Raw genomic sequence first — 24,371 nt, 5'->3', positions numbered from 1 at the left:
GTGTTGTATACTTCTGCCTATAATCTATACCCTTGGCATGCAGGCTGCCGTCACTCACCACCGGCAGGCCGGCTGTTCCCAATCGTGCCACAACCGCGCCAACCCGAGACGTTTCGAATGCCCTCAACCCACACACCTTACCGTTTGTTGTCATTGGCTTTGCTGGCCACCACCGTGCTGTTCGCTGGCTGTGCCAGTGATCAATATTTCATGGTGCCGAAAAACGACCTGAACGAGTTGCATGCCCAGCTGCACGGACAAACAGCCGAGTTGAGTTCCCTGCTGGTCACCGCCACCGCCCGGCACGATTCCCTCAGCCGCCAGCATCAGGCGCAAACGGAGGCGTTGCTGTTGAACCTCAGCCGTCAGGTTGACAACTTTTCCTGTCCACCGGCACCCGCCCCTCTGGCCTGCCCTCAGCCCAGCCCCATGAGCCAGGCCGACCGGGCCGCCGCAGACCGGCTGAAAGGCAAGATCATTGTGGGTGAGCGCGAGAAAATCCTGCTGGCAGACACCGGTGTTGTCTACACCGCACGCATTGACAGCGGTGCGGAAACCTCGTCATTGGATGCACGCAACATCACCCGGTTCGAACGCGACGGCAAAAACTGGGTGCGCTTCGATGTGCCCACGCCGTCCACCAATAAAGATGAAGCGCCGACCTTCACCACCCTCGAGCGCGAGATTGTCCGCAACGTCAGGATCATTCAGTCCAACACCGATAGCTACGAACGCCGGGCGGTGGTGGAACTGCAGTTTGCCATCGGCAACTACCAACAGAAGGCTGAATTCACCCTGTCCGACCGCGAGCACCTGACCTTTACCGTGCTCATCGGGCGCAACATTCTCAGAGACGTGGCGCTGGTCGACGTGGGCAAAGAGTTCACCACCGAAATTCCCGCCGAACTGCTGAAACAGATGGGTAACCGCAAGTGAGCACCCGCTCCCGGTCCCGTTATCCGTTCTATTTTGCCATTTTTCTGCTGATCACCGCCGGGCTTGCGCTGGCGGTGCTGCGCCATGTGGAAATGGGCATTCCCTGGCTGACCGGCGAACAGCGTCCGGTGTGGATGGTGGAGGCCCGCATTGATTTTGAAGCGCTCAACGAGCCGGTGCTCGCCAGCCTGAACATTCCCGACAACCCGCCGGGGTTTCGTTTGCTGTCGGAACAGGCCGCCTCGCCGGGCTACGGGTTTTCGATCGTTCAGCAGTCCGGAAACCGCCGTGCCGAGTGGTCCAAACGTATCGCCAGTGGCCCCCAAACGCTGTATTTCAAAGCCCAGCTGATCCCCGATAGCAGCCGCCACTCGCCCCCGCCCAGACGCCAGCCACAGCCCAACACCGTGTTCTGGGAAGAAGCCCAGGCCACCGTGGTCCAGGAAGTGCTTCAGGAAGCCGCGGCCAAATCCAGTAATGCGGAGAGCATGACCCGGGAACTGATCAAACTGATGCAACCGGATAACCCGGTGCAAAATACCACCCTGCTTACCCAGGGCGAGGACTACATTGAGCTGTTGGCGCGTATGCTCAATCATGCCGGTATTCCTGCCCGCATCGCGGATGGCCTGCAACTCGAAGACGCCCGGCGCCGGCAGTCGCTCCGCCCGTTTCTGCAGATTTACAATGGCGAACGCTGGTTGACCTTCAACCCCCAGACCGGCGAGCAAGGGCTGCCGGAGAGCGTGCTGCTCTGGCGTCAGGCCGCCGTGTCCCTGCTGGATGTCACCGGCGGCGCAGACTCGCGGGTGTCCTTCGCCATGCTCAGACAAACCGTGCCGGCCCTGCAGTTGGCCCGGGCGGAATCCGCCGCCAATGGCCTCGGTTTCCTCAGCCTGTACCAGTTGCCCATCGAGGAACAGAGCATGTTCCGCATGCTGCTGCTGTTGCCCTTGGGTGCCCTGGTGGTGGCGTTTATGCGCATAATCATCGGCATTCGCACCTCCGGCACTTTCATGCCGGTGCTGATTGCGGTGGCGTTTGTGCAAACCTCCCTGGTACCGGGGCTGATTGCGTTCATCACCGTGGTTTCCCTCGGCTTGCTGATGCGTGGCTATCTGTCGAGTCTCAATTTACTGTTGGTGTCGCGCATCTCTGCGCTGATCATCCTGGTGATTTTTATCACCACCGGCATCAGCATCGTCGGCTACCAGATGGGCTTCAACACCGGTATGACGGTCACCTTTTTCCCCATGATCATTCTGGCGTGGACCATCGAGCGCATGTCCATTCTCTGGGAAGAGGAAGGCCCCCACGAAGTCCTGATACAGGGCTCTGGCAGCCTGTTTGTGGCGGTCGCGGCTTATCTGGTCATGAGCGTGCCTCTGGCGGGCCACCTGACCTTCAACTTTCCCGAACTGCACCTGGTGGTGCTGGGACTGCTGTTGTTGATGGGGCAGTACACCGGCTACAAACTCAGTGAGCTGCGCCGCTTCCATCCGGTGAAGGCGTTCAGGCAATGAGCTGGATATCGCCCATGCGGCTGCGGCGGGCCGGCATTCTCAGCATGAACCGGCGCAATGTCGCCTACATAGGCCGCTACAACGACCGGCGCGATTACCCGGTGGTGGACAACAAGCTGAAAACCAAACGGCTGGCCGAAGAGTACCAGATCCCCACGCCGGCCTTGTTGCAGGTGGTCAGCCAGCAACACGAGATCCAGCACTTTCGCGAACGCATCAGTACCCTCGACGGCTTCGCGATCAAACCGGCCAAGGGCTCGGGGGGAAAAGGCATTACCGTGATCACCCGTCGCGACGGCGACGAGTATCAGAAGGCTTCCGGGGACAATGTTGGTATAGATCTGCTGGAACGCCACTTGTCCAACATTCTGGCCGGGCTCTACTCCCTCGGTGGCACGCCGGATGTCGCCGTGGTCGAGAGCCTGGTGCAGCCGTCCGCCGAGCTGGCCCGGTTCTCTTATCAGGGGGTGCCGGACATCCGCATTGTGGTGTTTCAGGGGTACCCGGTCATGGCCATGCTGCGCTTATCGACCCGGGCGTCGGACGGCAAGGCCAATCTCCATCAGGGGGCGGTCGGTGTCGGTCTCGATATTGGCAGTGGCCGCAGCCTGAATGCGGTGCAATTCAACCGGCCGATCACCCTGCACCCGGATACGGGCCTGTCGATGGCCAATCTGGCCATTGACGCCTGGCAAAAAATGCTGGTAATGGCCGCCCGCTGCTACGAAGCAACCGGGCTGGGATACATGGGGGTGGATCTGGTGGTGGACGACCGGGACGGTCCGCTCCTGCTGGAACTGAACGCCCGTCCCGGGCTGGCCATTCAAATGGCGAACGGCCGGGGGCTGGTGCCGCGTCTGCAGGCCGTTGAACGCCTCAAGCGTCCGCACTTCAACCCCGAAGAGCGGGTGGAGTATGCGATGACGGCCTTTTCGATCCCCCGTTAACTCACAACTTACCTTCTGCAATCAGCAGATTGCGTTCATGGGTCAGGCCTTTGAGCAAGCCCCACGACATGATCAGCAAGATGGCCGCAAACGGCAATCCCGCCGAGACCGCAGCCGCCTGGATGGCCCCCAGGGCATCGGCCCCGCCGCCAAAAATCAGCGCGGCGGCTATGGCGCCTTCCATCACCACCCAGAACACGCGCTGGGCCGTGGGGGCATCGGTTTTGCCGCCGGCGGTGATGCTGTCGATCACCAAGGATCCGGAGTCTGATGAGGTGATAAAGAACACCAGCACCAACACCACACCCACAAACGAGGTAAGGCTCACCCAGGGCAGATTTTCCAGCATCTGGAAGGTGGCCAGCGGGACCTCAGTCAGGCCGTTTTCAGCCAGCGAGCCTAGCCCGGCCTGAATCTGTTCCAGTGCGGCGCCTCCGAAGCTGCTCATCCACACCACGGTAATCAGCGTGGGCACCAGCAATACTGCGGTAACAAACTCACGCACCGTGCGGCCTTTGGAGACCCGCGCAATGAACATGCCCACAAAGGGTGACCAGGACATCCACCAGGCCCAGTAAAACACCGTCCAGCCGTGGAACCAGGTTTCATCGTCGCGCCCGAAGGGGTTACTCAGCGGCACCACCTGGGTGACGTAGGTTGAACTGGTCACCCACACCGTTTCCAGAATGCTCATGGTGGGGCCGGCAAAAATCACAAAGAACAGCAGCAACCCGGCCAAAACCATGTTGATATTACTCAGCACCTTGACGCCGCCCTCGAGGCCCCGCAGCACCGAGATCAATGCCACCGCGGTCACCCCGGTGATGATCCCCATCTGCACATTGATGGTGGCGCTCAGGCCAAACAGGTACTCGATGCCGGACGCCGCCTGTTGCGCCCCGAAACCCAGAGAGGCGGCCAGTCCGAAGATGGTGGCCACCACCGCCAGCACGTCAATCACATGCCCCGGCCAGCCCCACACGCGGTCTTTGAGCAACGGGAAAAACGCCGAGCGAATGGTCAGCGGCATGCCCTTGTTGTAGGCAAAAAAGGCCAGCGACAAGGCGACAATCGCGTACACCGCCCAGGGGTGAAGCCCCCAGTGGTACATGGTGCCCCCCATTGCCATCGCCGCGCCACGGGCGGTAAAGGGTTCCGCATCCAGAGGCGTTCCATACCAGTCGGTGTAATAGGCCACCGGCTCGGCCACCGCCCAGAACATCAGGCCGATCCCCATGCCCGCCGCAAACAACATGGAAAACCAGGAGACGGTCGAAAAATCGGGTTTGGCATCCATGCCCCCCAGGCGGATCTTGCCAATCGGCAAAAAGATCAACGCCAGGCACACAAGCACAAAGACATTGGCACTGAGTAAGAAAAACCAGTCAAATGTGTTGATGATCCAGCTCTTGGTGCCATCCAGAAGTTCCTTGGCCTCGCCCGGAAACATCAAGGTGCCGACCACGAACAGCACCACAAGCGCGGCGGTGATCGGGAACACCGGGGCATGCAAATCCAGCCCCAGCGGGTTGATATTGTCCTGACCGACGACGTAATCGGTTTGGTACTCGTCTTTTACCACTCTGCCCACGGGGGCCTCCTGTTTTTATCTTACAAACCCGCCAGTTTATTGCTTTGAACTCAAAACATCAAAACCCGATACACTGACGATCACAGCGATACCGGTTACTCTAGACCATTAACCTGACAACCCCGTTCCTGATCCGCGAGGCATTCATGCGCAAGCTGCTTACCACCCACCCCCGCTACTGGCTGTACACCCTCAGCCTGGTCGGGCTGGCCACGTCACTGATTATGGCGGTTGCCTACGGCAGCGGCTTCACCACCCCGCTGCTGTTCAGCCTGCCGGTGCTGGTGGGCACGTACGACCTGGCCCAACGCAGCCGGACTCTGAGCCGTAACTATCCTATTCTGGTTCACTTTCGTTACTTTCTCGAGTCGATCGGCCCCGAAATCCGACAATATTTTATTCAGTCGGATACGGAGGAGCGCCCCTTCTCCCGGGATCAGCGGGCGCTTGTTTACCAGCGGGCGAAGAACACCCTCGACAAGCGCCCCTTCGGCTCGCAACTGGAAATGTACGCCGACGGGTTTGAGTGGATGAGTCATTCCCTGGCGCCGCTGGACTGCGACCCGGAAACCTTCCGGGTGCTGGTTGGCAAAAACCGTCGCCAACCCTACAGCGCCAGCGTGTTCAACATCTCGGCGATGAGCTTTGGCTCGCTGTCCGCCAACGCCATACTGGCGCTCAACACCGGCGCCCGACAGGGTGGTTTCTACCACGACACCGGGGAAGGCTCGATCTCCCGGTACCACCGCCAACCCGGCGGGGATCTGGTCTGGGAAATTGGTTCCGGCTACTTTGGCTGCCGCAACCCGGACGGTTCGTTCAGTGAACAGAACTTTGTCCGGAACGCCACCCTGGAGCAGGTAAAAATGATAGAGATCAAACTATCTCAGGGAGCCAAACCCGGACACGGGGGCATCTTGCCCGGCGCCAAGGTCACCCCCGAAATCGCCGAAGCCCGCGGGGTGCCGGTGGGTCGGGACGTGGTTTCGCCCGCGCGCCACTCCGCCTTTGACACCCCCCTCGGGTTGCTCGCCTTCATTGCACGCCTGCGCACCCTGTCCGGGGACAAACCGGTCGGTTTTAAACTGGCCATCGGCCACCCGTGGGAATGGTTTGCCATCGTCAAAGCCATGCTGGACACCCGCATCACTCCGGATTTCATTGTGGTGGACGGCGGTGAAGGGGGCACCGGTGCGGCGCCCCTGGAATTCATCAATCGGCTGGGTATGCCTTTGACGGAAGCCCTGTTGCTGGTGCACAACACGCTGGTTGGCACGAATTTGCGGGACGACATCGCCATTGGTGCCGCCGGCAAAATCACCTCGGCTTTCGACATGGCCCGCACCCTCGCCCTCGGGGCGGACTGGTGCAACTCGGCCCGTGGCTATATGTTCTCCCTGGGCTGCATTCAGGCCCTCAACTGCCACAGTGGCAAGTGCCCCAGTGGTATTGCCACCCAGGACGTCAGCCGCAGTGGCAAACTGGATGTGCGAGACAAAAGCCAACGGGTCTATCACTTCCACCACAACACGGTGGCGGCGCTGAGCAACCTGCTGGGGGCTGCCGGGCTGTCCCACCCGTCTCAACTCGGCCCGGAACATATCCTCCGCCGGGTGTCCCGGACGGACGCCCGCACTTACATGGACCTGTACGAGTTCCTGGAACCCGGTGCACTGCTGGCCGGAAATACAACGGGGATCGGTGTATTTGACCGCTACTGGAGCGCCGCCGACGCCGCCAGTTTTGCCCCGCCCCGGTTTGTCGCCGAGTTGCGGGAAACAAAATTACGCTGATTTTTGGATTTAGGTGTTTCTTTTGGGAAAGCTCTCGTGTAGTATTCGCTCCCGCTAAGCCACTGAAGATACATATCTTTAGCAGGACTCCAGAAAAGCACGGCTTTTTCAACCACGGAGTGCTGATTAGCGAATCGGGGCGTAGCGCAGCTTGGTAGCGCATCTGCATGGGGTGCAGAGGGTCGCAGGTTCAAATCCTGCCGTCCCGACCAATTGATGACGAAAAGGGTACACCTTCGGGTGTGCCCTTTTTCTTTTGTTGCTCCAGGCCCCCGACGCTTTACCCAACCGGCCCCATCCGGCCTGCAAAGAAAACAACTCTTTGTTCTGTTATAATATAACCGGCATTCGCTGCCCCTCCGTTTCTCGCCCTGTCCCTTGGGCCCCGGCAGCGGCGCTACGTTTTTCAGTACCCGGCCCACCAGTAAACAGAGCGGGCTCACAAGGAGAAACCACTTTGGAGCTGCTTCAGTTCGCACTCGACAATCTGGATCTGTTGATCACCCGAACCCTTGAACACATCGCTCTGGTCGGCGTCGCCGTTGGCATCGCCACTCTGACCGGCGTTCCCATTGGCATTGCCATTACCAGAAACGAACGGGTCGCGCGACGGGTGCTCTATGCCGCCTCGATCATCGTCACCATCCCGTCCATCGCCCTGTTCGGGATCATGATTCCGATCCTGTCGCTGATTGGTCACGGTATCGGCTACCTGCCGGCGGTGATCGCCGTGTTGCTGTATTCCCAGCTGCCGATTATCCGCAACACCTATACCGCCATTAACGACGTTGACCCGGCGCTGCGGGAGGCCGCCCGCGGCATCGGCATGAATCACTATCAACGCCTGCGCCTGGTGGAAATTCCGCTGGCCGTGCCGGTGATCATGGCCGGGGTGCGGACTGCGGTGGTTCTCAACATCGGGGTAATGACCATTGCCACCTACATCGGCGCCGGCGGCCTGGGCACCTTCATCAGCCGGGGAATCTCCCAGTCGGATCCGCGCCAACTCATTGTTGGCGCAGTGGCCGTCAGCCTGTTGGCGATCATCGTCGACTACACCCTGCTGGCGCTGCAAAAGTATCTGACACCGAGACAGGCTGAGCGCCTGGACGCCAACGCCTGAGCCATCACCCACTACACAAGGTTTTCTGCATGATTCGACTCGATAATCTGACCAAGGTTTTCGACACCCCCAAAGGGGCTGTGGTTGCCGCCGACCGGATCAGCCTGGAAGTTCCTCCCGGCGAAATCTGCATCCTGCTCGGCCCCTCCGGGTGCGGCAAAACCACGATCCTGAAGATGATCAACCGCATCGTCCAACCCACTTCCGGCAAGGTCTTCATCAACGGCGAAGACGCGCTGAACATGAATCTGGAGGAGTTGCGCCGCGGCATTGGTTATGTAATCCAGCAGATTGGCCTGTTCCCCAACATGACCATCGAAGAGAACATCACCATCGTGCCCAAGCTGTTGGGCTGGGACCCGGCCAAGTACAAGGAGCGCGCCCGGGAATTGATGGCGATGATCAGCATGGAACCCGACAGTTTTCTTAACCGCTACCCCAGTGAACTGTCCGGCGGTCAGCAGCAACGCATTGGCGTCGCCCGGGCCCTGGCCGCTGATCCCCCGGTGATGCTGATGGATGAGCCTTTCGGTGCCATCGACCCCATCAATCGGGCGACCATCCAGGATGAGTTTCTCATCATGCAGGAGCAGCTCAAGAAAACCATCATGTTTGTCAGCCACGACATCGACGAAGCGATCAAGATGGGCGATCGCATCGCCGTATTCCGCAAGGGACATCTGGTGCAGTACGACACCCCGGACGACCTGCTGGCGGCGCCCCGGAATACGTTCATCGAGTCCTTCCTCGGTGAGGATCGCGCCTTCAAGCGGTTGAGCCTGGTCAAGGTACGGGAAGTGGTCAGTGACAACATCGGGACGGTCACCCCCGACGACAGCCTTGAAACGGCGTTAAAACGCATGGACGATTTCGGTTATCAGCTCTCGATCCTGGTAGTGAACAACCGGCACCAACCGGTGGGCATGGTCTCCCGTGCCGTGGCCCGCACCACCCGCGGTTTTTGCGGAGATCACCTGCAGAACGTGCCCGCCACCATTGAGCTGGACGACAATCTGCACAAGGCTGCCGCGCTGATGTTCGCCAAGGACACCGTGTGGCTGCCCTGTGTGGATGCCGAAGGTCGGGTGCGCGGGCAGATCAGCCAGCGGGCCATGACGCATCACCTGGGCGCGCGCTTCCGTTCCCAGGAAAATGGCAGCCATCATTCTTCCACCCCGGTCGAGGAGTGACGCGATGCCCATCCAGAGCCTGAATATGGCCCTGCGCGCGCTGGTACTGGTGGCGATCTTCTTTGCCGGTGCCTGGGGGCAATCCAGCGGTGTCATCGACGACTTTCTGTTTTATATACCCGATGTGCAGTACCTGATGGGTCAGCACCTGTGGCTGACGGCGGTGTCTGGCGGGCTCGCCATTCTGGTCGCTATCCCGGTGGGCATTGTGTTGTCGCGCCCCAGCATGGAGCGCTGGGCCGAAACCGTCATGCAGGTGTTTAACATCGGTACCACCATACCCACGCTGGCGGTGCTGGCACTGGCCATGAGTTTTCTCGGTATCGGCACGGTGCCGTCGGTGTTCGCGCTGTTTGTTGCCACCCTGTTACCTATTGTGCGCAACACCTACACCGGACTCCGGGGCGTCGACCCGGCCCTGCTGGAAGCGGCCGCGGGCATCGGCATGTCTCCCATGCAGCGTCTCTTTCGGGTGGAACTGCCCAACGCTCTGTACGTGATCTTTGCCGGCATCCGCACGGCGCTGGTTCTTAACGTGGGGACAGTGCCACTGGCGTTTCTGATCGGCGGGGGCGGACTGGGGGAACTGATTTTTACCGGCATCGATCTGTTTGATCCGGTCATGATGCTTGCCGGCGCCATTCCGACGGCCCTGTTGGCGGTCCTGGTGGACGCCTGCATTGCGGTCGCGGCGTTTTTAATGATTCAACGGGGGGTCAACCCCGACCGGGCTTGATGACGCTGCACTCTGGCAACAGGGCCAGCTCCCCGTAATGGCAGTAACAATTCAAACCAAAACCAGGAGTAACATCTATGAAACGTCTGTTAACATTTCTCAGTGGGCTGATCCTGGCCGGCGCAATCGCCACCACCGCCCAGGCTGAAGCGGTTGTCGTCGGTGGCAAAGGCTTCACCGAACAACTGATCATGGCCAGCATGACCAGCCAATACCTGGAAGGACTGGGCTATGAGGTCAACCAGCGCGACGGCATGGGTTCTGCGGTATTGCGGCGCGCCCAGGAAAGCGGTCAAATCGATCTGTACTGGGAGTACACGGGCACCGCGCTGTTCGTTTACCGCGACGTCGCCGAAGTCCTCAATCCGGAAGAGAGTTACAAACGGATCAAAGCCCTGGATGCGGACAAAAACCTCGTCTGGCTGAACCCTTCCCGGGCCAATAACACCTACGCCCTGGCCATCCGCGAAGAAACCGTCGAGGAAACCGGCATCACCTCCCTCTCCGACCTTGCCGAGGCCATCAACGCCGGCACCGATCTGACCTTTGCCGTGAACGCTGAATTTTATGCCCGCGACGATGGCTGGTCGCCCTTGCAGAAAACCTACGATTTCCGCGTCAGCCGCCGCCATGTCAAACGCATGGAGTCGGGGCTGGTCTACCAGGCGCTGCGTAACGGCGACGTGGATGTAGGTCTGGTCTTTGCGACCGATGGCCGCATTCCGGCCTTCAATTTTCATGTACTCGAAGACGACCAGGGGTTCTTCCCCGCCTATGCCATGACCCCGGTGGTCCGACAGGAGACGCTCGAGAAGCACCCACAACTCGCCGAGCAGATGAACGCCCTCTCCGCCTTGCTGGACGATCAGTCCATGGCGGCCCTCAACGCCAGCGTGGACGTCGAGCGCCAGCCGATCGAAGTGGTCGCCCGTAACTTTCTTGAAGACAACGGCTTGCTGTAACCCCTTCCGGCAGGCGGTTCCGAACCCTCAGCCTGCCAACTGAATTGTCTTGCCCATCCCCTCGCCACCCGGGCTGAAACATCGGCACGGGTGGCGAGGTGGGGGCATGAGTCTGTTATCATGGTGCAAACCTCATAACAAGAGTGGATGCACCATGGATACAACCAAGTTTTATATTGACGGCGGCTGGGTCACACCCGCAAGCACCCAACGGGTGGATGTAATCAACCCGTCCGACGAAACCGGGTTTGCCCAGATTACCTTGGGTTCCGCAGCCGACACCAACCGGGCGGTCAGCGCGGCCAAACAGGCCTTTCCGGCCTGGTCAACCACCCCCAAAGCACGCCGTGTCGAACTGCTGGAGCGCTTGCTGGAGATCTACACCGAGCGCGCCGAAGAGATGGCGCAAACCATCAGCCAGGAAATGGGTGCACCCATTAATCTGGCCCGCACCGCCCAGGTTGGCGCGGGCGCGACGCACCTGAAAAACACCATCCGCGCCCTGAAAGCGTTCGAATTCGAACACCCGCTGGGTGACCACGCACCGGATAACCTGATCATTCACGAACCGGTGGGGGTGTGTGCCCTGATCACCCCGTGGAACTGGCCCATGAATCAGATCATGCTGAAAGTGCCGGCGGCTCTGGCGGCAGGCTGCACCGTGGTGCTCAAGCCTTCCGAGATTTCTCCCCTGTCGGCCATGCTGCTGGCGGATATGATCGACAGCCTGGATCTGCCCGCCGGGGTGTTCAACCTGGTCAATGGCGACGGTGAAGGCGTTGGCACCCAGCTGTCCAGTCACCCGGATATCGACCTGGTCAGTTTTACCGGCTCAACCCGGGCGGGCAAAGCCATCACCATTGCAGCCGCAGACACCGTGAAGCGGGTGGGACTGGAGTTGGGCGGTAAAGGCGCCAACATCATCTTTGCGGATGCCGACGAAAAGGCCGTCACCCGTGGTGTACGCCACTGTTTCAACAACTCGGGGCAGTCCTGCAACGCGCCCACCCGGATGCTGGTCGAAAAATCCGTTTACCAGCAGGCGGTTGAGACCGCCACCGCGATTGCCAGGAAAACCGAAGTCGATCAGGCCGGCAGCGAAGGACGTCACATAGGCCCGGTCGTGTCCGAGCAGCAGTTCCTGAAAATTCAGGCACTGATCAAACAGGGCATCGATGAAGGGGCGACCCTGCTGCACGGCGGCGAAGGCCGGCCCGAGGGACTGGCCAGGGGCTACTTTGTCAAACCGACCGTGTTTGCGGATGTCACCCCCGAGATGACCCTCTGGCGCGAGGAGATCTTCGGCCCGGTGCTGGCGATCACGCCGTTTGAAACCGAAGAAGAGGCGGTCCGGCTGGCCAACGACACCGTCTACGGACTGACCAACTACATCCAGACCGCCGATAAAGACAGGGCCCGCCGGGTGGCAAGGCAGCTGCGCTCGGGGATGGTGGAAATTAACGGCAAATCCGGCTCCGCCGGTTTCCCGTTTGGGGGCATGAAGCAGTCGGGGAACGGCAGCCGGGAAGGCGGGGTCTGGGGACTGGAAGAGTTCCTGGAGGTGAAATCGGTCACCGACTGGTAAGCCAGCCGGCCCGGCCAATAATAACCGCCTCAACCTTCACCGGTCTGCGGGCGGTTTCACCACCCAGTCCGGCTCTTCAAACTCGCCCAGCGTGCGGATCTCGCAAAACGGGGCCGCACTGCGAATGATGGCCGCCACTTCAGGGCTGTGCTGCGACTCCATGGCGTCGCGGCTGGCCTTGCTGTCCCAGTGGGCAATCGCAATGAGGGTATACGGATCACCGATTTTGCGGTGCAACTCCGTGCCCCGCGCCCCCGGCGCCCGCTGAATCAGCTCACTGGCACGCACCCAGGCGTCCGCGTAGTCCTCGGCAGAGTAGCCCTCGCGGATACGAACCTCGAAGATGTATTTCATGCTTCCCCCTGTTCCGGCTCGTCTATGAATCGGCGCTGCGACACGCGGCGGTTTGACTAACTGATCACTATAGTCCAACAATTAGTATGAATCCGTCGCAGCGGAGTAACCATTATGACTGGAAGCCATAATGCTCAAACCCTGCCAGACCCTGATGCATCCGATTCAGAGCTCCACCGTGCAATTTCCGGGTTACTGGCCACAGCCGACATCCACATCGGTGGCAAGCGCCCCTGGGATATCAGGCTCAACGCCCCCGGGGTGATCGAACGTGCCATAACCAAGGGCAACCTGGGGTTCGGCGAAGCCTATATGGACGGCGACTGGGACGTCGACCGGCTGGATGAGTTTTTCTACCGGTTGCTAAGCCATCGGCTCAATCACCATTTCAAACCTCGCCAGCAATTCATCTATTTTCTCAGCGCCACTTTGCGCAACCTGCAACAGGGCAAACGCGCCTGGGAGGTGGCCAAAGTCCATTACGATCTGGGGAACGATTTCTATCAGGCCATGCTTGATCCACGGATGACCTACAGTTGCGGCTACTGGAAGAAGGCCGACACTCTGGCGGCCGCCCAGGAAGCAAAGCTGGATTTGATCTGTCGCAAACTGGGCCTGCAAGCGGGTATGCGGGTGCTGGACATTGGCTGCGGCTGGGGCAGTTTTATGGGCTACGCGGCGGAACACTATGGCGTCGAATGCGTGGGGTTAACCGTTTCCCAGGCCCAGGCCGACTGGGTACAGGCGCATTACGCAGGCCTCCCCATCGAGATCCGGCTGCAGGATTACCGGGATCTGCACGGCAAATACGACCGCATCGCCAGTGTCGGTATGTTTGAACATGTAGGCCGAAAGAATCATCACGAATTTCTGCGCATCGCGGCCAACGCCCTCACCGACGACGGGTTGTTTCTGCTGCACACCATTGGCAAGGCCAAAACCACGACCGTGCCCGACCCCTGGACCGGAAAATACATTTTCCCCAACGGGGACTTACCCTCCATCCGCCAGATCGCCGATGCCTGCGAAGGCCGGTTTATCGTCGAAGATCTGCAAAATTTCGGTGCCGATTACGACAAGACACTGATGGCCTGGCACGCCAATTTCGAGGCGGCCTGGCCACGATTCCGCGACACTCTGGGGGATCGCTTTCACCGGATGTGGCGCTATTACCTGCTGTCTTGTGCCGGAGCCTTCCGTGCCCGGGATCTGCAATTATGGCAATGGGTGCTCGCCAAAAAAGGCGTCCCCGGCGGCTACGTACGCCCGTCCGATTGATCCGTGCGACTGCCGTTTATCTTGTCCAGCACAAACGCCTCCATGGCCTGAGCGGCCGGGGTCAGGCTGCGTTGACTGGCCTTCACCAAACCGATCCTGCGCACAACCGAAGGGTCATGGAGCGGGATGAACCGTAATTCCGGACGATGCTCCGGAAAAGCCAGTTGCGGCAGAGTGGTGACACCCGCCCCCGCCTCCAGCATCGCGATCAACGAGATCATATTGGAGATATAGAATTCGCTGTTCTCCACCAGACTGGCGGCGGCGGTGTTGAGCAACAGCCGGGAGGTGCCGTTGCGGATGAGCTTCTCCCCCTGTAACTCCCGCCACCCCAGACTGCGCTGTGCCGCCAGCGGATGATCCTGCCGGCAGACCACCCCGACTTCATCCGCAAACAAATGACTGTAGTCCAGGCTGTCATTGTTCTGCCACAGGCTGGTGATGCCCAGCTCCACCTCACCGGCGGTCACCATGTTGCACACCGCCTCAGCGTTTTCATCGTGAAGGTTGATGTTCAGGCCCGGGAAACGGGTGATGAACTCGGCCAGCAACGCGGGCATGACCCGGCTGGCGACCGAGGGGACGACGGCGATGTGGATGTGGCCCTCCCGCCCCTCGGCCTGCAAACTGACGTCCCGGGCGATGCGGTCGTGCATACCGAGCAGTTCGCGAAATCGGGGCACGCAATAAGCACCGAAAGGCGTGAGCCCCGTTTTCGACCCGCGCTCGAACAACGCCTGCTCCAGCCGTTGCTCCAGCTCGCGCACCGCCATGGACAGAGCCGGCTGGGAACGGTGCATACGTCGCGCCGCACCATGAAAACTGCCCTCGTCGACGATGGCCACAATGTACCGTAATTGTTGAATCTTCAGTTCTGGCAGCATCCTCCCTCCTGATAAATATACCTTACCGCTTAATCCTAATTATTGATTATATTTATTATGACACCTTGGCTACCATCGGCCCATGCCTAAAATTTAATCAGGAGCCTTTCATGTCCCAATCTCATCCGCTTTTTATCGATGGCCAGTGGGTCCCGGGCGAGACCCGCATCAACAACATCAACCCGTCCGATGTGAGTGACCGTGTGGGCGAATTCGACCAGGCCACCGTGCAGCAGGCCCGGGACGCGATCCGCGCCGCCAGAAAAGGTTTTTCAGAATGGCGCAACAGTGGTCTGGAGCAGCGTTACAACATTCTGATGGCCATTGGTGACCAGTTGATTGCCCGTAAAGACGAACTGGGCGAACTCTTGTCCCGGGAAGAAGGCAAGCCTCTGGCGGAAGGTAAAGGGGAAGTGTATCGCTCCGGTCAGTTTTTCCATTACTACGCTGCGGAGGTGTTACGCCAGATTGACGAGCGCGCCGAATCCGTGCGCCCGGGGGTGGAAATCGACATCCGCCGGGAGCCCCTGGGGGTGGTGGGCATCATCAGCCCCTGGAACTTCCCCATGGCCACCGCCGTCTGGAAGATTGCGCCGGCGCTGGCGTTTGGCAACGCAGTGGTGTTCAAGCCCGCCAACCTCGTGCCCGCCAGCGCCTGGGCGTTAACCGAAATCATCAGCCAGCAGGATCTGCCTGCCGGCACCTTCAATCTGGTGATGGGCTCCGGAGCGCAAATCGGTGACACCCTGATCAACAGCCCCGACATTGACGCCATTACCTTCACCGGCTCCCTTGAAGTGGGCCGTCAGGTGGCCGCGGCCACCGCCGGTAACCTGGTCAAATGCCAGCTGGAAATGGGCTCCAAGAACGCCCTCATTGTGCTCGACGATGCGGATCTCGATCTGGCGGTAGAAGCGGCATTCAACGGTGCCTACTCGGGTTCCGGCCAAAAGTGTACCGCTTCGTCCCGCCTGATTGTGACCGATGGCATACACGATGCGTTCGTCGCCCGCCTGAAAGCCCGCCTGGAATCAGCCACCGTGGGGCATGCCCTCCGGGACGGTGTGCAGATCGGCCCCATCGCCGACCAGCGACAACTGGCATCCAATCTGGAGTGGATTGACCGCGCTCAGCAAGACGGCGCCACGCTGGCGTTTGGCGGCTCCCGGATCAACGCCGAAACCGAAGGTTACTACATGCAGCCAGCCCTGTTCACCGACACCACCAACGACATGGCCATTAACCGTGAGGAGATCTTCGGCCCCATTGCCTGCGTGATTCGCGTCCCCGATTACGAAACCGCTCTGGCGACCCTGAACGATACCCAGTACGGGCTCACGGCGGGCATCATCACCAACTCCCTGAAAATCGCGTCCGATTTCAAGGCCCGCGCTGAAACCGGCTGTGTGATGGTTAACCTGCCGACGGCGGGCACCGACTACCATGTACCCTTTGGCGGTCGCAAAAACTCCAGCTTTGGCCCCCGCGAACAGGGTCAGTACGCCCGTGAGTTTTATACCGTGGTCAAAACCTGTTACGTGCGAGCCTGATGCCATGACAACCAACCCCATGCTCACCATAGACGGGCTCCAATACTCCAACTGGTCCCGGGAGATTTTTGAACAGATGCGCGAGGGTGGCGTCAATGCCGTGCACGCCACGCTGGTGTATCACGAAAACACCCGTGAGACCCTGTCGCGCTTCGGCGACTGGCATCGCCGCTTCGAGCAGCACGCCGACCTGATCATGCCGGTGTATGAGCCGGCGGATATTGAACGCGCGCGGGACAGCAACCGCGTCGGGGTGTTCTTCGGAGCCCAGAACTGCTCACCCATCGAAGACGATATTGATATGGTCGCGGTGATGCGCCGGCTCGGCCTGCTGATCATGCAGCTGACCTACAACAACCAGAGTCTGTTGGCGACAGGGTGTTACGAGGCCAACGACCCCGGCATCACCCGTTTTGGGCGGCAGGTGATCGAAGAAATGAACCGGGTGGGCATGATCATCGACATGTCCCACAGTTCCGAGCGCTCCACTCTGGAAGCCATCGAGCTGTCCCGGCGGCCGGTGATTATCTCCCACGCCAACCCTGCCAGTTTTCACCCGGCCAAACGCAACAAGTCGGACGAAGTGTTAAAAGCCCTCGCCGACAGTGGCGGGCTGCTAGGCTTTAGTGTGTACCCCTTCCACCTGAAAGACGGCCCCGATTGCACTCTGGAGAGCTTTTGTAACATGGTCGCGGATACCGCCGAACTGATGGGCGTCGACCACATCGGTATTGGCACCGACCTCTGCCAGGGCCAGCCACAGTCGGTACTGGATTGGATGCGCAACGGGCGCTGGTCCAAGGAAATGGATTTTGGTGAAGGCAATAAAAGCAACGCGGGTTGGCCCGCGCCCCTGGAGTGGTTCCGCGACAACCGCGACTTCCCCAACCTGATCAGTGGCTTGCGCCAAAAAGGGTTTGCCGTAACCGACATCGAAAAGATCATGGGGCGTAACTGGCTGCATCAGTTAACTCAGGGCACACCGGCAGAAAGTTAGCCGCTGGCTACCGTCAACGTTAATAATTTGAATAAAAAGGGACGCGCTATGAACAACAACACCAGCCACGCACACCGCCAGACCCTCGGGGACCCCATTGTACTGACGCTCAGCGTGGGTTTTATTGTCCTCTTCGTCGCGTTGTCCCTGTTCGACCTAGACGGGATTGCCAGCTTGATCGGTACCGGATTCGCCTGGACCGCCAAGGTCTTCGGGTCCTATTTTCAGCTCCTGTTGATGATGACCTTCTTTATTGCCATCGGGCTGGCCTGCACCCCCGCGGCGCGGGCCAAGATCGGCAATCTGGATCAGCCGGAAATGAGCACGTTCAAATGGCTGGCCATTATCATGTGCACCCTGCTCGCCGGCGGCGGCGTGTTTTTTGCCGCAGGTGAACCCATTTACCATTTTGTCGTCACCCCGCCCAGTTTCAGCAGTGAAGCAGGCACGGCAGAGGCCATTCCCGGGGCCATGGCCCAGTCCTTCATGCATTGGGGTTTTCTCGCCTGGGCGGTGCTGGGTACCTTAGCCGCGGTGGTCTTTGCCCACAGCCATTATGTGCAGGGCAAACCCTTGCAACCGCGCACCCTGCTCTACCCGGTGTTTGGTGAGCGTGTCATGGGCGGCTGGTTCGGCAGCGTGGTTGATGCCTGCTGCGTGATTGCGGTGGTCGCGGGAACCGTCGGTCCCATTGGTTTTCTGGCGACCCAGGTGAGCTTTGGGTTCAACCAACTGTTTGGCTTCTCGGATGGCATTGGCACCCAGATGGTCATTCTGGTCATTCTGGCCTGTGTCTATGTGACCTCGGCGGTGACCGGCATACATCGGGGCATTCAGCTCTTGAGTCAACTGAATGTGTTACTGGCGCTGGCGGTTGCCGCGGTTATTTTCATCTTCGGGCCGACCATCTTCCTCATCAACACCTACTTTCAGGGGTTCGGGCAATACCTGTCTTCTTTTGTTGAAATGGCCACCATGACGGCCGGCACGGCACCGGACTGGTGGATGCAGTGGTGGACGGTGTTCTTTTTTGCCTGGTTCATGGGCTATGCCCCGCTGATGGCAATCTTTGTGGCCCGCATCTCCCGCGGCCGCAGCATCCGTGAAATGATTCTGGCGGTGGCGGTGATGGCCCCGATAGCCACCACCATCTGGTTTACCCTGCTGGGCGGTTCGGGAATTTTCTATCAGCTGAACGGCACCATCGATCTCACCGAAGCTCTGAACACCTTCCAGTTTGATGTCGCCACACTGACGGTCGCCCAGGCACTGCCGGGTGGCTCCCTGATGGCGCTGGCGATCCTGTTGCTGACCACTGTGTTCGTAGCCACCACCGGCGACTCCATGAGCTACGCCATTGCCGTGGTCAGCTCCGGGCACGACCGCCCCAAAACCGTTGTACGGGCCTTCTGGGGCATTACCATGGCCGTTATGGCGGCCATCCTGTTGTACATGGGCGCCGGTCAAATCAGCGTGCTGCAACAGTTTATTGTGCTTACCGCCATACCGGTCTCGCTGATCCTGCTGCCGTCCTTATGGCTGGGCCCGAAACTGGCCTATGCCATGGCAAGGGAGCAGGGTTTGATCGCCACCCCGGTTGCCCCCAAACCTGCTGACAGTCGCAAAGTAGAGGAAGCGCCATGACCCCGGTCGTATCAACCGCCCGCATCGATGGCCTGCGGCCCGCCAGCCTGGTCATGGACCTGGCCCGCTTGGGCAGCATGCACGCGAGCAGGCTGAGCTTTGTTCGTTCACTGACCCGCAAGATGCTGACAGAGCACTGGCAGATCACCCGCACCCGGTTTGATCTGGATGCCAATGGCCACGGCCTCGCCATCTATCGCCTGAACACACCCACCAACCGCTATCACTGCGTCATATTTTCCAGAGAACTGCCCCCCGAGGCACGCTCTGACCGGGTGATCGCGGAAGCCTGGGACCTGACCTTTGCGCTGGTTGACGGCGAGGTTGAGGACTCGCTGCTGGCCCATATGGCGGACAATGTTCCTTTGCAGGAAGCCGGCCGACAGCACCCCAGGGTTCTGGTGTTGTCCCGGGCCAACAAAAGCCTGCGCAATTTCAGCCACTTTGTGACCGCTCTCGCCGATGGCCGCCAGCCGGATCCGGCCTGGCTCACGGCGGTGGGTTATCTCTACCGCACCACCGCAGTGTACGGCAACGGCAAGTTTGGTATCGCCGATTTTGCCCGCCTGAAAGGCAACCCGGATTTCAACCGACCGTTTGCCGCGGAAATGTGTGCGGTGTATATGCTTCGCCATTTTTCCATCGAGCAACTGAACCACCTTGCCCGGGCCCGGGCTCCGGAGCGCGCCGTCAGTCTCGACCCCGACCTGCAACGCTATCTGGGCATTGGCAACTCCACCGGGCTGGGCATGGCGCCGTTTCTGATCAACCATCCGCAACTGATCCAGCAATGGATATACGGCCGTGAACGAGCGCTCGCATACGCGCAGCAGCAGCCGGCGAGTCCGCCCAAACGGGACCAGCTGTTGGCGCTGTTGCGCCGCGCCCGGGTGTATCTGCAGCAGACCGTCACCGAGGACGCTGCACAAACCGCCCGCAATCAGGCTACGGTAGCCGCTGTGGTGACCATCATCGACTGGCTGCAGCAAACACCGGCCAGCGGTGACTTGTACCGGCAACTCACCGCCTGGGCGTTGCAGCACTGCCCCCTGGAAGCACAGGAATTGATCCATTCGCTGCTGATCGAGCTGTACCCGGAATTTACCGACACCCTGGACGATGAATTCGGATATCAGGAATCCATGGACCTGAAGCCGGACATGAAGGCGGAGCACCTGAAAGCCCTGATCGAGGACAAGTTTGGCTGGGCCCTGAACTATTCCGAACAGGACCCTGCTGATAATTACTGGTTCTGGTACCGCTCTGCGGAGAAGGAAGAACCCAGACTGGGCATCCGCCACCAGGAAGCCGGTGCGGACAAAGAGCTGCCGCTGGCCATTGGACCGCGCCTCTGTCGCTGCTACCACAGACTGGTGGCGTTTCTGCAGAACTGCCCGACCGCCATGGTGGTTGAATTTTTGCTGGCCCACCCGGAGCAGAAATCCTGCGTGCGCCGCCTTCAGACCATGGCCGATACGCCTTACGGCGAGATTCGCGCCAATTTATGGCACCGGGACATGAAGCCCATGCATTTGCTGCGAACCAAATTGTCGTTCTTCGGTGCTGGCCGGTTTGATCCCAAATCGGAACGCTGGGTCAGGATTACCCTGTTTCAGGGCGCGCCTCTGGTGCATGAACTGAACGATGCCACGCTGAGTGTCGCGGAGCTGGATGACTGGAGTTTTCCCGCTGAACCGGTTCTGCAGGACAACCACCCTGAACCCGGGCACATTCGGAGCATCGTCTGATGAAAGTCTCACTCAACGAGTTGCAGGGGCTGGCCCGCAAGGCGTTTGGCGGCATCGGTTTTCAGGAAGGTGACGCCATGGATGCGGCGGACATGGTGGCCTGGATGGAGGCCCATGGCCTGAACGGCATTGAGGCGCTGAAAAAAGGACTCGACTTCCTGCTTAATGAAGATGCGTCGCAACCCCCTGCCATCATTTATCAGGACGCCGACGTCTGTGTGGTCGATGCGGGCAAACGCACCATCCTGGGGAACGCCAGCCTGGCCATTGAGCTGGGCTACGCCAAATGCCGGGCGCGGGGCCTGTCCGTCACCAAGATTCGCCATTGCCATAACCGCATGCTGATTGTCGGCTATCTGTCCCGCATAGCGCGCCGCAACATGAATGTGACCGCCTTCTGGCGCAATGCCCACGAACCGTTGACCGAAATACTGGTGAGTTTCAAAGCCGGCGACACCGAACCCGAGATCTGCATGTACAGCCTGGATGCCGTACCGGACGAGACCGAAGCCAATGACGGTATCACCCTGATCATGGCGAACCACGCCAATCTGCTGGCGAATCTGAATTCGGATGAGCCCTTGAACGACCTGTTGCTGCAAACCAGAGACACCATGACCTCCTGGTATGAGCGTTCGCTGTCTGAAGGTATAGATGTGGACGAAGCACTGTGGGAACGGCTCAAAGTGCTGGCCATACGTACACTGGTGGAAGCCTCTGAGGATTCCCGTATGGGTGCGGGAGCCGGCACCAGTGACAACGATTGAGCAACCGGTTAATCTGCAGGCATCCGCCCCCCCTTATTGCCGACGGTAATTGCGGGGGCTGAGCGGACCTGACCCGGTCGCTTCGGTGGCGACAACCTCTCACTGATTTTTTGAGCGCCATATCGCCATGATGACCCTCGATCACACCACGGCTCAGCGCATTGTCGACCGGGCGATGCAGGTGATTGGCCACTCGGTGAACGTGATGACGCCAAACGGGGTGATCATTGCGTCCGGCGACCGGTTGCGCGTGGGTGAAGTTCACCAGGGTGCCCGTCAGGTGGCGCTGCAAGGCGAACCGTTGACGGTTGACGTGGACAATGCCCATCAGTTTCCCGGCGTACGGCCCGGCGTTAACCTGCCCATCATGGTCAGCAAGCAGGTGGTGGCGGTCGTGGGTATCTCCGGTGAGCCCGACAAGGTGCTGCGGTTTGCCGATCTGGTGAAAGTCACCGCGGAGCTGATGCTGGAGCAGTCAGCACTGCTGGAACTGGGTCAGCAACGTCGTCGCCAGGTTGAAGAAACCCTGCTGGCGCTGATCAGCGGCCGCGCTGTGCCCCAGGTCTGGCTCGATCAGCTTCGGCTGGATATGGATCAACCCCGCGTTGCCCTGATTGTAGAACCCGCCCGGCCACCCGGCAGTGCGGATTTCGTTATTACCCTGATGCGCCTGCTGGAACACAGCGACCGAGGCTTGCTGCTCGCCCAGACCGCCCCTCAACGGCTGTTGGTGCTGGTACCGGTAAGGTTACCCGGGACGTCCGACCCAGGTTCTGTTACAGCGCAGGCACTGGCGCGGATACAGCGCTTGCTGCCCGCGACGACACTCCCCACTCTGGCGATTGCCGCCGGCCAGTATGTCGCCGGCAATCTGCGGGCGGGTTACGAGTCTGCCTGTGCCACCATGACCACCGGCCGCCACAACGCTCCACACCAGCGGGTTTATCGCTACTCCGATCACCCGGTGGCCACTCTGTGGCAAAGCCTGCAGCCAGGCTGGCAACAACAGGCGCTGCAAGAGCCCTTGCTGGCCCTGCACGAGCACCCTCGCGCGCAATTGTACATACGCACATTGCAGTCTTTTATCTCGTCCAACGGGGACATTCAGCAGTGCGCCGCGACCTTACACCTGCATCGCAACACCATCCGCTATCGTCTGAAAAATATAGAACAGCTCACCGGATTATCACCTTTCAGGCTCGCTGACTTGCTTCGTCTGCAGTTGGCGCTTCACTCCGGCGACATTTCTCCCGCTCAGCCATTTGTGCAAGCGCACAAACCCTGACCCCCTGCCAGTAGAAGGTCAGGCCGTTTGGCCAACGACGAAACCGACCCCACCTTCTAAACTGTACGTTTGAACCAGCTCCCCCCGCGGGAAAATAATAATTAAGGCGTTGCCGGAGACTCCCCATGTACATGGTTATTGTTTTGATCGCAGTCATTGCGTTCATTGTGTTCGCAACCAGCAAGTTGCGTCTCAACCCTTTCATCACCCTGTTGCTGGCATCGTTCATCGCCGCATTTGCTTTTGGCCTGCCGATCAACTCTATTGAAGCCACCATTCGCGGTGGATTTGGCAATATCCTCGGCTACATCGGTCTGGTGATTGTCCTCGGTACCATCATCGGTGTCATTCTGGAGCGCACCGGCGCGGCCATTGTTATGGCAGAGACCATCATTAAATTCCTCGGCAAAAGGTTTCCCACCGTGACCATGTCGATTGTGGGCTTTATGGTTGCCATTCCGGTGTTCTGTGATTCCGGTTTTGTCATTCTCAACAGTCTGAAACGCTCCGTGACCCGCACCCTGAGCGTGTCACCCGTGGCGATGACCGTGGCACTGTCGACCGGTCTGTTTGCGACCCATACACTGGTGCCACCCACACCCGGGCCAATTGCCGCCGCCGGCAATCTGGGTCTGGAAGACAACCTGGGGCTGGTGATTGCGGTGGGCTTCGGTTTTGCGCTGATTGCGGCCCTGGCCGGGCTGGTTTGGGCGTACGTGTCCAGGGAGCTGCCCAGCACCGAACTGGAGTTTGCCGAAGAGGCCTATCAGGAAGGCACAGAGCACTACGGTGAATTGCCGCGCCCGTGGCAGGCCTTTGCGCCCATATTTATTCCCATTGCGTTGATTTGCCTGGGTTCGGTGGCCAACTACCCGACCGCGCCTCTGGGTGACGGATTTGTGTACGAGCTGCTGAACTTCCTGGGCAAGCCGCTGAATGCCCTGTTGATCGGCCTGGGCTTTGCGTTGTTGCTGATTCAGGACGATGACAAACTGAAAGCTTTTGCCCGCCATACCGAAAAAGGCCTGACCGTATCCGCCCCCATCATTTTGATTACTGGTGCGGGTGGCGCCTTCGGCGCAGTGCTGGCAGCGACACCGCTGGGCGAATTTCTGGGTCAGAACCTGTCAACCCTGGGGCTCGGCGTGTTGATGCCCTTCGTCGTGGCCGCTGCGCTCAAATCCGCCCAGGGTTCATCAACCGTCGCGCTGGTAACCGCCTCCGCGCTGGTCGCCCCGCTGCTCCCGCAACTGGGTCTCGATTCGGATTTGGGTCGGGTGTTGACGGTCATGGCCGTCGGTGCCGGAGCCATGACCGTCTCCCATGCCAACGACAGCTACTTCTGGGTGGTTGCCCAATTCAGTAAAATGGACGTAGCCACCGCCTACCGTTCCCACACAGCCGCTACACTGGTGATGGGTCTGGTCACAATTGCCGCGGTGTGGCTGGTCTCACTGGCAGCACTCTGAGGAGACTCC

General features: G+C 59.9%; 20 protein-coding genes and 1 tRNA gene. 18 read left to right on the top strand and 3 right to left on the bottom strand.

From position 1 onward, the window contains the following. Positions 1–117: 117 nt before the first annotated feature. From BG841_RS11430 to BG841_RS11420, 3 genes are read left to right on the top strand one after another with little or no spacing between them, the layout of a single operon-like run. Entirely contained in the window at positions 118–936 is an 819-nt protein-coding gene (locus tag BG841_RS11430; protein ID WP_070057777.1) for an ATP-dependent zinc protease, read from the top strand. Continuing rightward, positions 933–2,459: an inactive transglutaminase family protein gene (locus BG841_RS11425; RefSeq protein ID WP_070057776.1), complete on the top strand. Its 1,527-nt coding sequence runs from the start codon at positions 933–935 to the stop codon at positions 2,457–2,459. Before BG841_RS11430 ends, BG841_RS11425 begins: the two co-directional genes overlap by 4 nt. Further along, positions 2,456–3,406 (top strand): alpha-L-glutamate ligase-like protein, encoded by a 951-nt coding sequence (locus BG841_RS11420; protein ID WP_070057775.1) that lies wholly within the window; start codon positions 2,456–2,458, stop codon positions 3,404–3,406. The genes BG841_RS11425 and BG841_RS11420 overlap by 4 nt, the downstream gene beginning before the upstream one ends. A gap of 1 nt (position 3,407) precedes the next feature. Here the strand turns inward: BG841_RS11420 and BG841_RS11415 are convergent, their stop codons facing one another. Then, a complete protein-coding gene (locus BG841_RS11415; RefSeq protein ID WP_070057774.1) occupies positions 3,408–4,997 on the bottom strand; it encodes a BCCT family transporter in 1,590 nt (529 codons plus the stop codon). A gap of 224 nt (positions 4,998–5,221) precedes the next feature. On the opposite strand from BG841_RS11415, the gene BG841_RS11410 reads away from it, so the two are divergent. The 7 genes from BG841_RS11410 (at position 5,222) to BG841_RS11380 (ending at position 12,386) form a co-directional block, all read left to right on the top strand. Continuing rightward, complete coding sequence (locus tag BG841_RS11410) at positions 5,222–6,790, top strand: FMN-binding glutamate synthase family protein (RefSeq protein WP_416202630.1); 1,569 nt, start codon at positions 5,222–5,224, stop codon at positions 6,788–6,790. Positions 6,791–6,925: 135 nt separating this feature from the next. Further along, positions 6,926–7,002: transfer RNA gene (locus tag BG841_RS11405), tRNA-Pro, on the top strand. Between the two features lie 245 nt (positions 7,003–7,247). Continuing rightward, complete coding sequence (locus BG841_RS11400) at positions 7,248–7,913, top strand: ABC transporter permease (protein ID WP_070057772.1); 666 nt, start codon at positions 7,248–7,250, stop codon at positions 7,911–7,913. Between the two features lie 29 nt (positions 7,914–7,942). Further along, the gene (locus BG841_RS11395) at positions 7,943–9,103 is read left to right on the top strand and encodes an ABC transporter ATP-binding protein (RefSeq protein WP_070057771.1); all 1,161 of its coding nucleotides are present in this window, start codon (positions 7,943–7,945) and stop codon (positions 9,101–9,103) included. A gap of 4 nt (positions 9,104–9,107) precedes the next feature. Next, a complete protein-coding gene (locus BG841_RS11390; RefSeq protein ID WP_070057770.1) occupies positions 9,108–9,839 on the top strand; it encodes an ABC transporter permease in 732 nt (243 codons plus the stop codon). A 77-nt stretch (positions 9,840–9,916) separates the two neighbouring features. Next, entirely contained in the window at positions 9,917–10,801 is an 885-nt protein-coding gene (locus BG841_RS11385; protein WP_070057769.1) for a glycine betaine ABC transporter substrate-binding protein, read from the top strand. A gap of 154 nt (positions 10,802–10,955) precedes the next feature. Beyond that, positions 10,956–12,386, top strand: coding sequence for an aldehyde dehydrogenase family protein (locus BG841_RS11380; RefSeq protein WP_070057768.1), 1,431 nt, complete (start codon positions 10,956–10,958; stop codon positions 12,384–12,386). Between the two features lie 36 nt (positions 12,387–12,422). On the opposite strand, the gene BG841_RS11375 is transcribed toward BG841_RS11380, so the two are convergent. Then, the gene (locus BG841_RS11375) at positions 12,423–12,740 is read right to left on the bottom strand and encodes an antibiotic biosynthesis monooxygenase family protein (protein WP_070057767.1); all 318 of its coding nucleotides are present in this window, start codon (positions 12,738–12,740) and stop codon (positions 12,423–12,425) included. A 114-nt stretch (positions 12,741–12,854) separates the two neighbouring features. Between BG841_RS11375 and cfa the strand changes: the two genes are divergently transcribed. Continuing rightward, complete coding sequence (gene cfa / locus BG841_RS11370; protein ID WP_070057766.1) at positions 12,855–14,018, top strand: cyclopropane fatty acyl phospholipid synthase; 1,164 nt, start codon at positions 12,855–12,857, stop codon at positions 14,016–14,018. Here the strand turns inward: cfa and BG841_RS11365 are convergent. Further along, entirely contained in the window at positions 13,997–14,902 is a 906-nt protein-coding gene (locus tag BG841_RS11365; protein ID WP_070057765.1) for a LysR family transcriptional regulator, read from the bottom strand. The two genes, cfa and BG841_RS11365, sit on opposite strands and share 22 nt — an antisense overlap. 110 nt (positions 14,903–15,012) lie before the next feature. On the opposite strand from BG841_RS11365, the gene BG841_RS11360 reads away from it, so the two are divergent. The 7 genes from BG841_RS11360 to BG841_RS11330 all read left to right on the top strand — a co-directional run bounded on the left by BG841_RS11360 (position 15,013) and on the right by BG841_RS11330 (position 24,362). Further along, positions 15,013–16,452 carry an aldehyde dehydrogenase family protein gene (locus tag BG841_RS11360; protein WP_070057764.1) on the top strand — a complete coding sequence of 480 codons (1,440 nt, stop codon included), beginning with the start codon at positions 15,013–15,015 and terminating at the stop codon, positions 16,450–16,452. A gap of 19 nt (positions 16,453–16,471) precedes the next feature. Beyond that, the gene (locus tag BG841_RS11355; RefSeq protein WP_070057763.1) at positions 16,472–17,449 is read left to right on the top strand and encodes a dipeptidase; all 978 of its coding nucleotides are present in this window, start codon (positions 16,472–16,474) and stop codon (positions 17,447–17,449) included. Positions 17,450–17,497: 48 nt separating this feature from the next. Then, positions 17,498–19,093, top strand: a complete 1,596-nt coding sequence (locus tag BG841_RS11350) for a BCCT family transporter (RefSeq protein WP_070057762.1) — start codon at positions 17,498–17,500, stop codon at positions 19,091–19,093. After that, positions 19,090–20,841: a hypothetical protein gene (locus tag BG841_RS11345; protein ID WP_070057761.1), complete on the top strand. Its 1,752-nt coding sequence runs from the start codon at positions 19,090–19,092 to the stop codon at positions 20,839–20,841. The genes BG841_RS11350 and BG841_RS11345 overlap by 4 nt, the downstream gene beginning before the upstream one ends. Then, entirely contained in the window at positions 20,841–21,608 is a 768-nt protein-coding gene (locus BG841_RS11340) for a DUF3726 domain-containing protein (RefSeq protein ID WP_070057760.1), read from the top strand. The genes BG841_RS11345 and BG841_RS11340 overlap by 1 nt, the downstream gene beginning before the upstream one ends. Before the next feature lie 127 nt (positions 21,609–21,735). After that, on the top strand, positions 21,736–22,893 hold the full coding sequence (locus BG841_RS11335) for a sugar diacid recognition domain-containing protein (protein ID WP_070057759.1): 1,158 nt from the start codon (positions 21,736–21,738) through the stop codon (positions 22,891–22,893). Positions 22,894–23,018: 125 nt separating this feature from the next. Beyond that, the gene (locus BG841_RS11330) at positions 23,019–24,362 is read left to right on the top strand and encodes a GntP family permease (protein WP_070057758.1); all 1,344 of its coding nucleotides are present in this window, start codon (positions 23,019–23,021) and stop codon (positions 24,360–24,362) included. The last annotated feature ends 9 nt before the right edge of the window (positions 24,363–24,371 follow it).

Origin of the sequence: Marinobacter sp. X15-166B (assembly GCF_001752365.1) — a bacterium.
Lineage (GTDB): Bacteria > Pseudomonadota > Gammaproteobacteria > Pseudomonadales > Oleiphilaceae > Marinobacter.
Note: the sequence above shows the minus strand (reverse complement) of the source record. Positions and strands in the feature narration are given on the sequence as shown.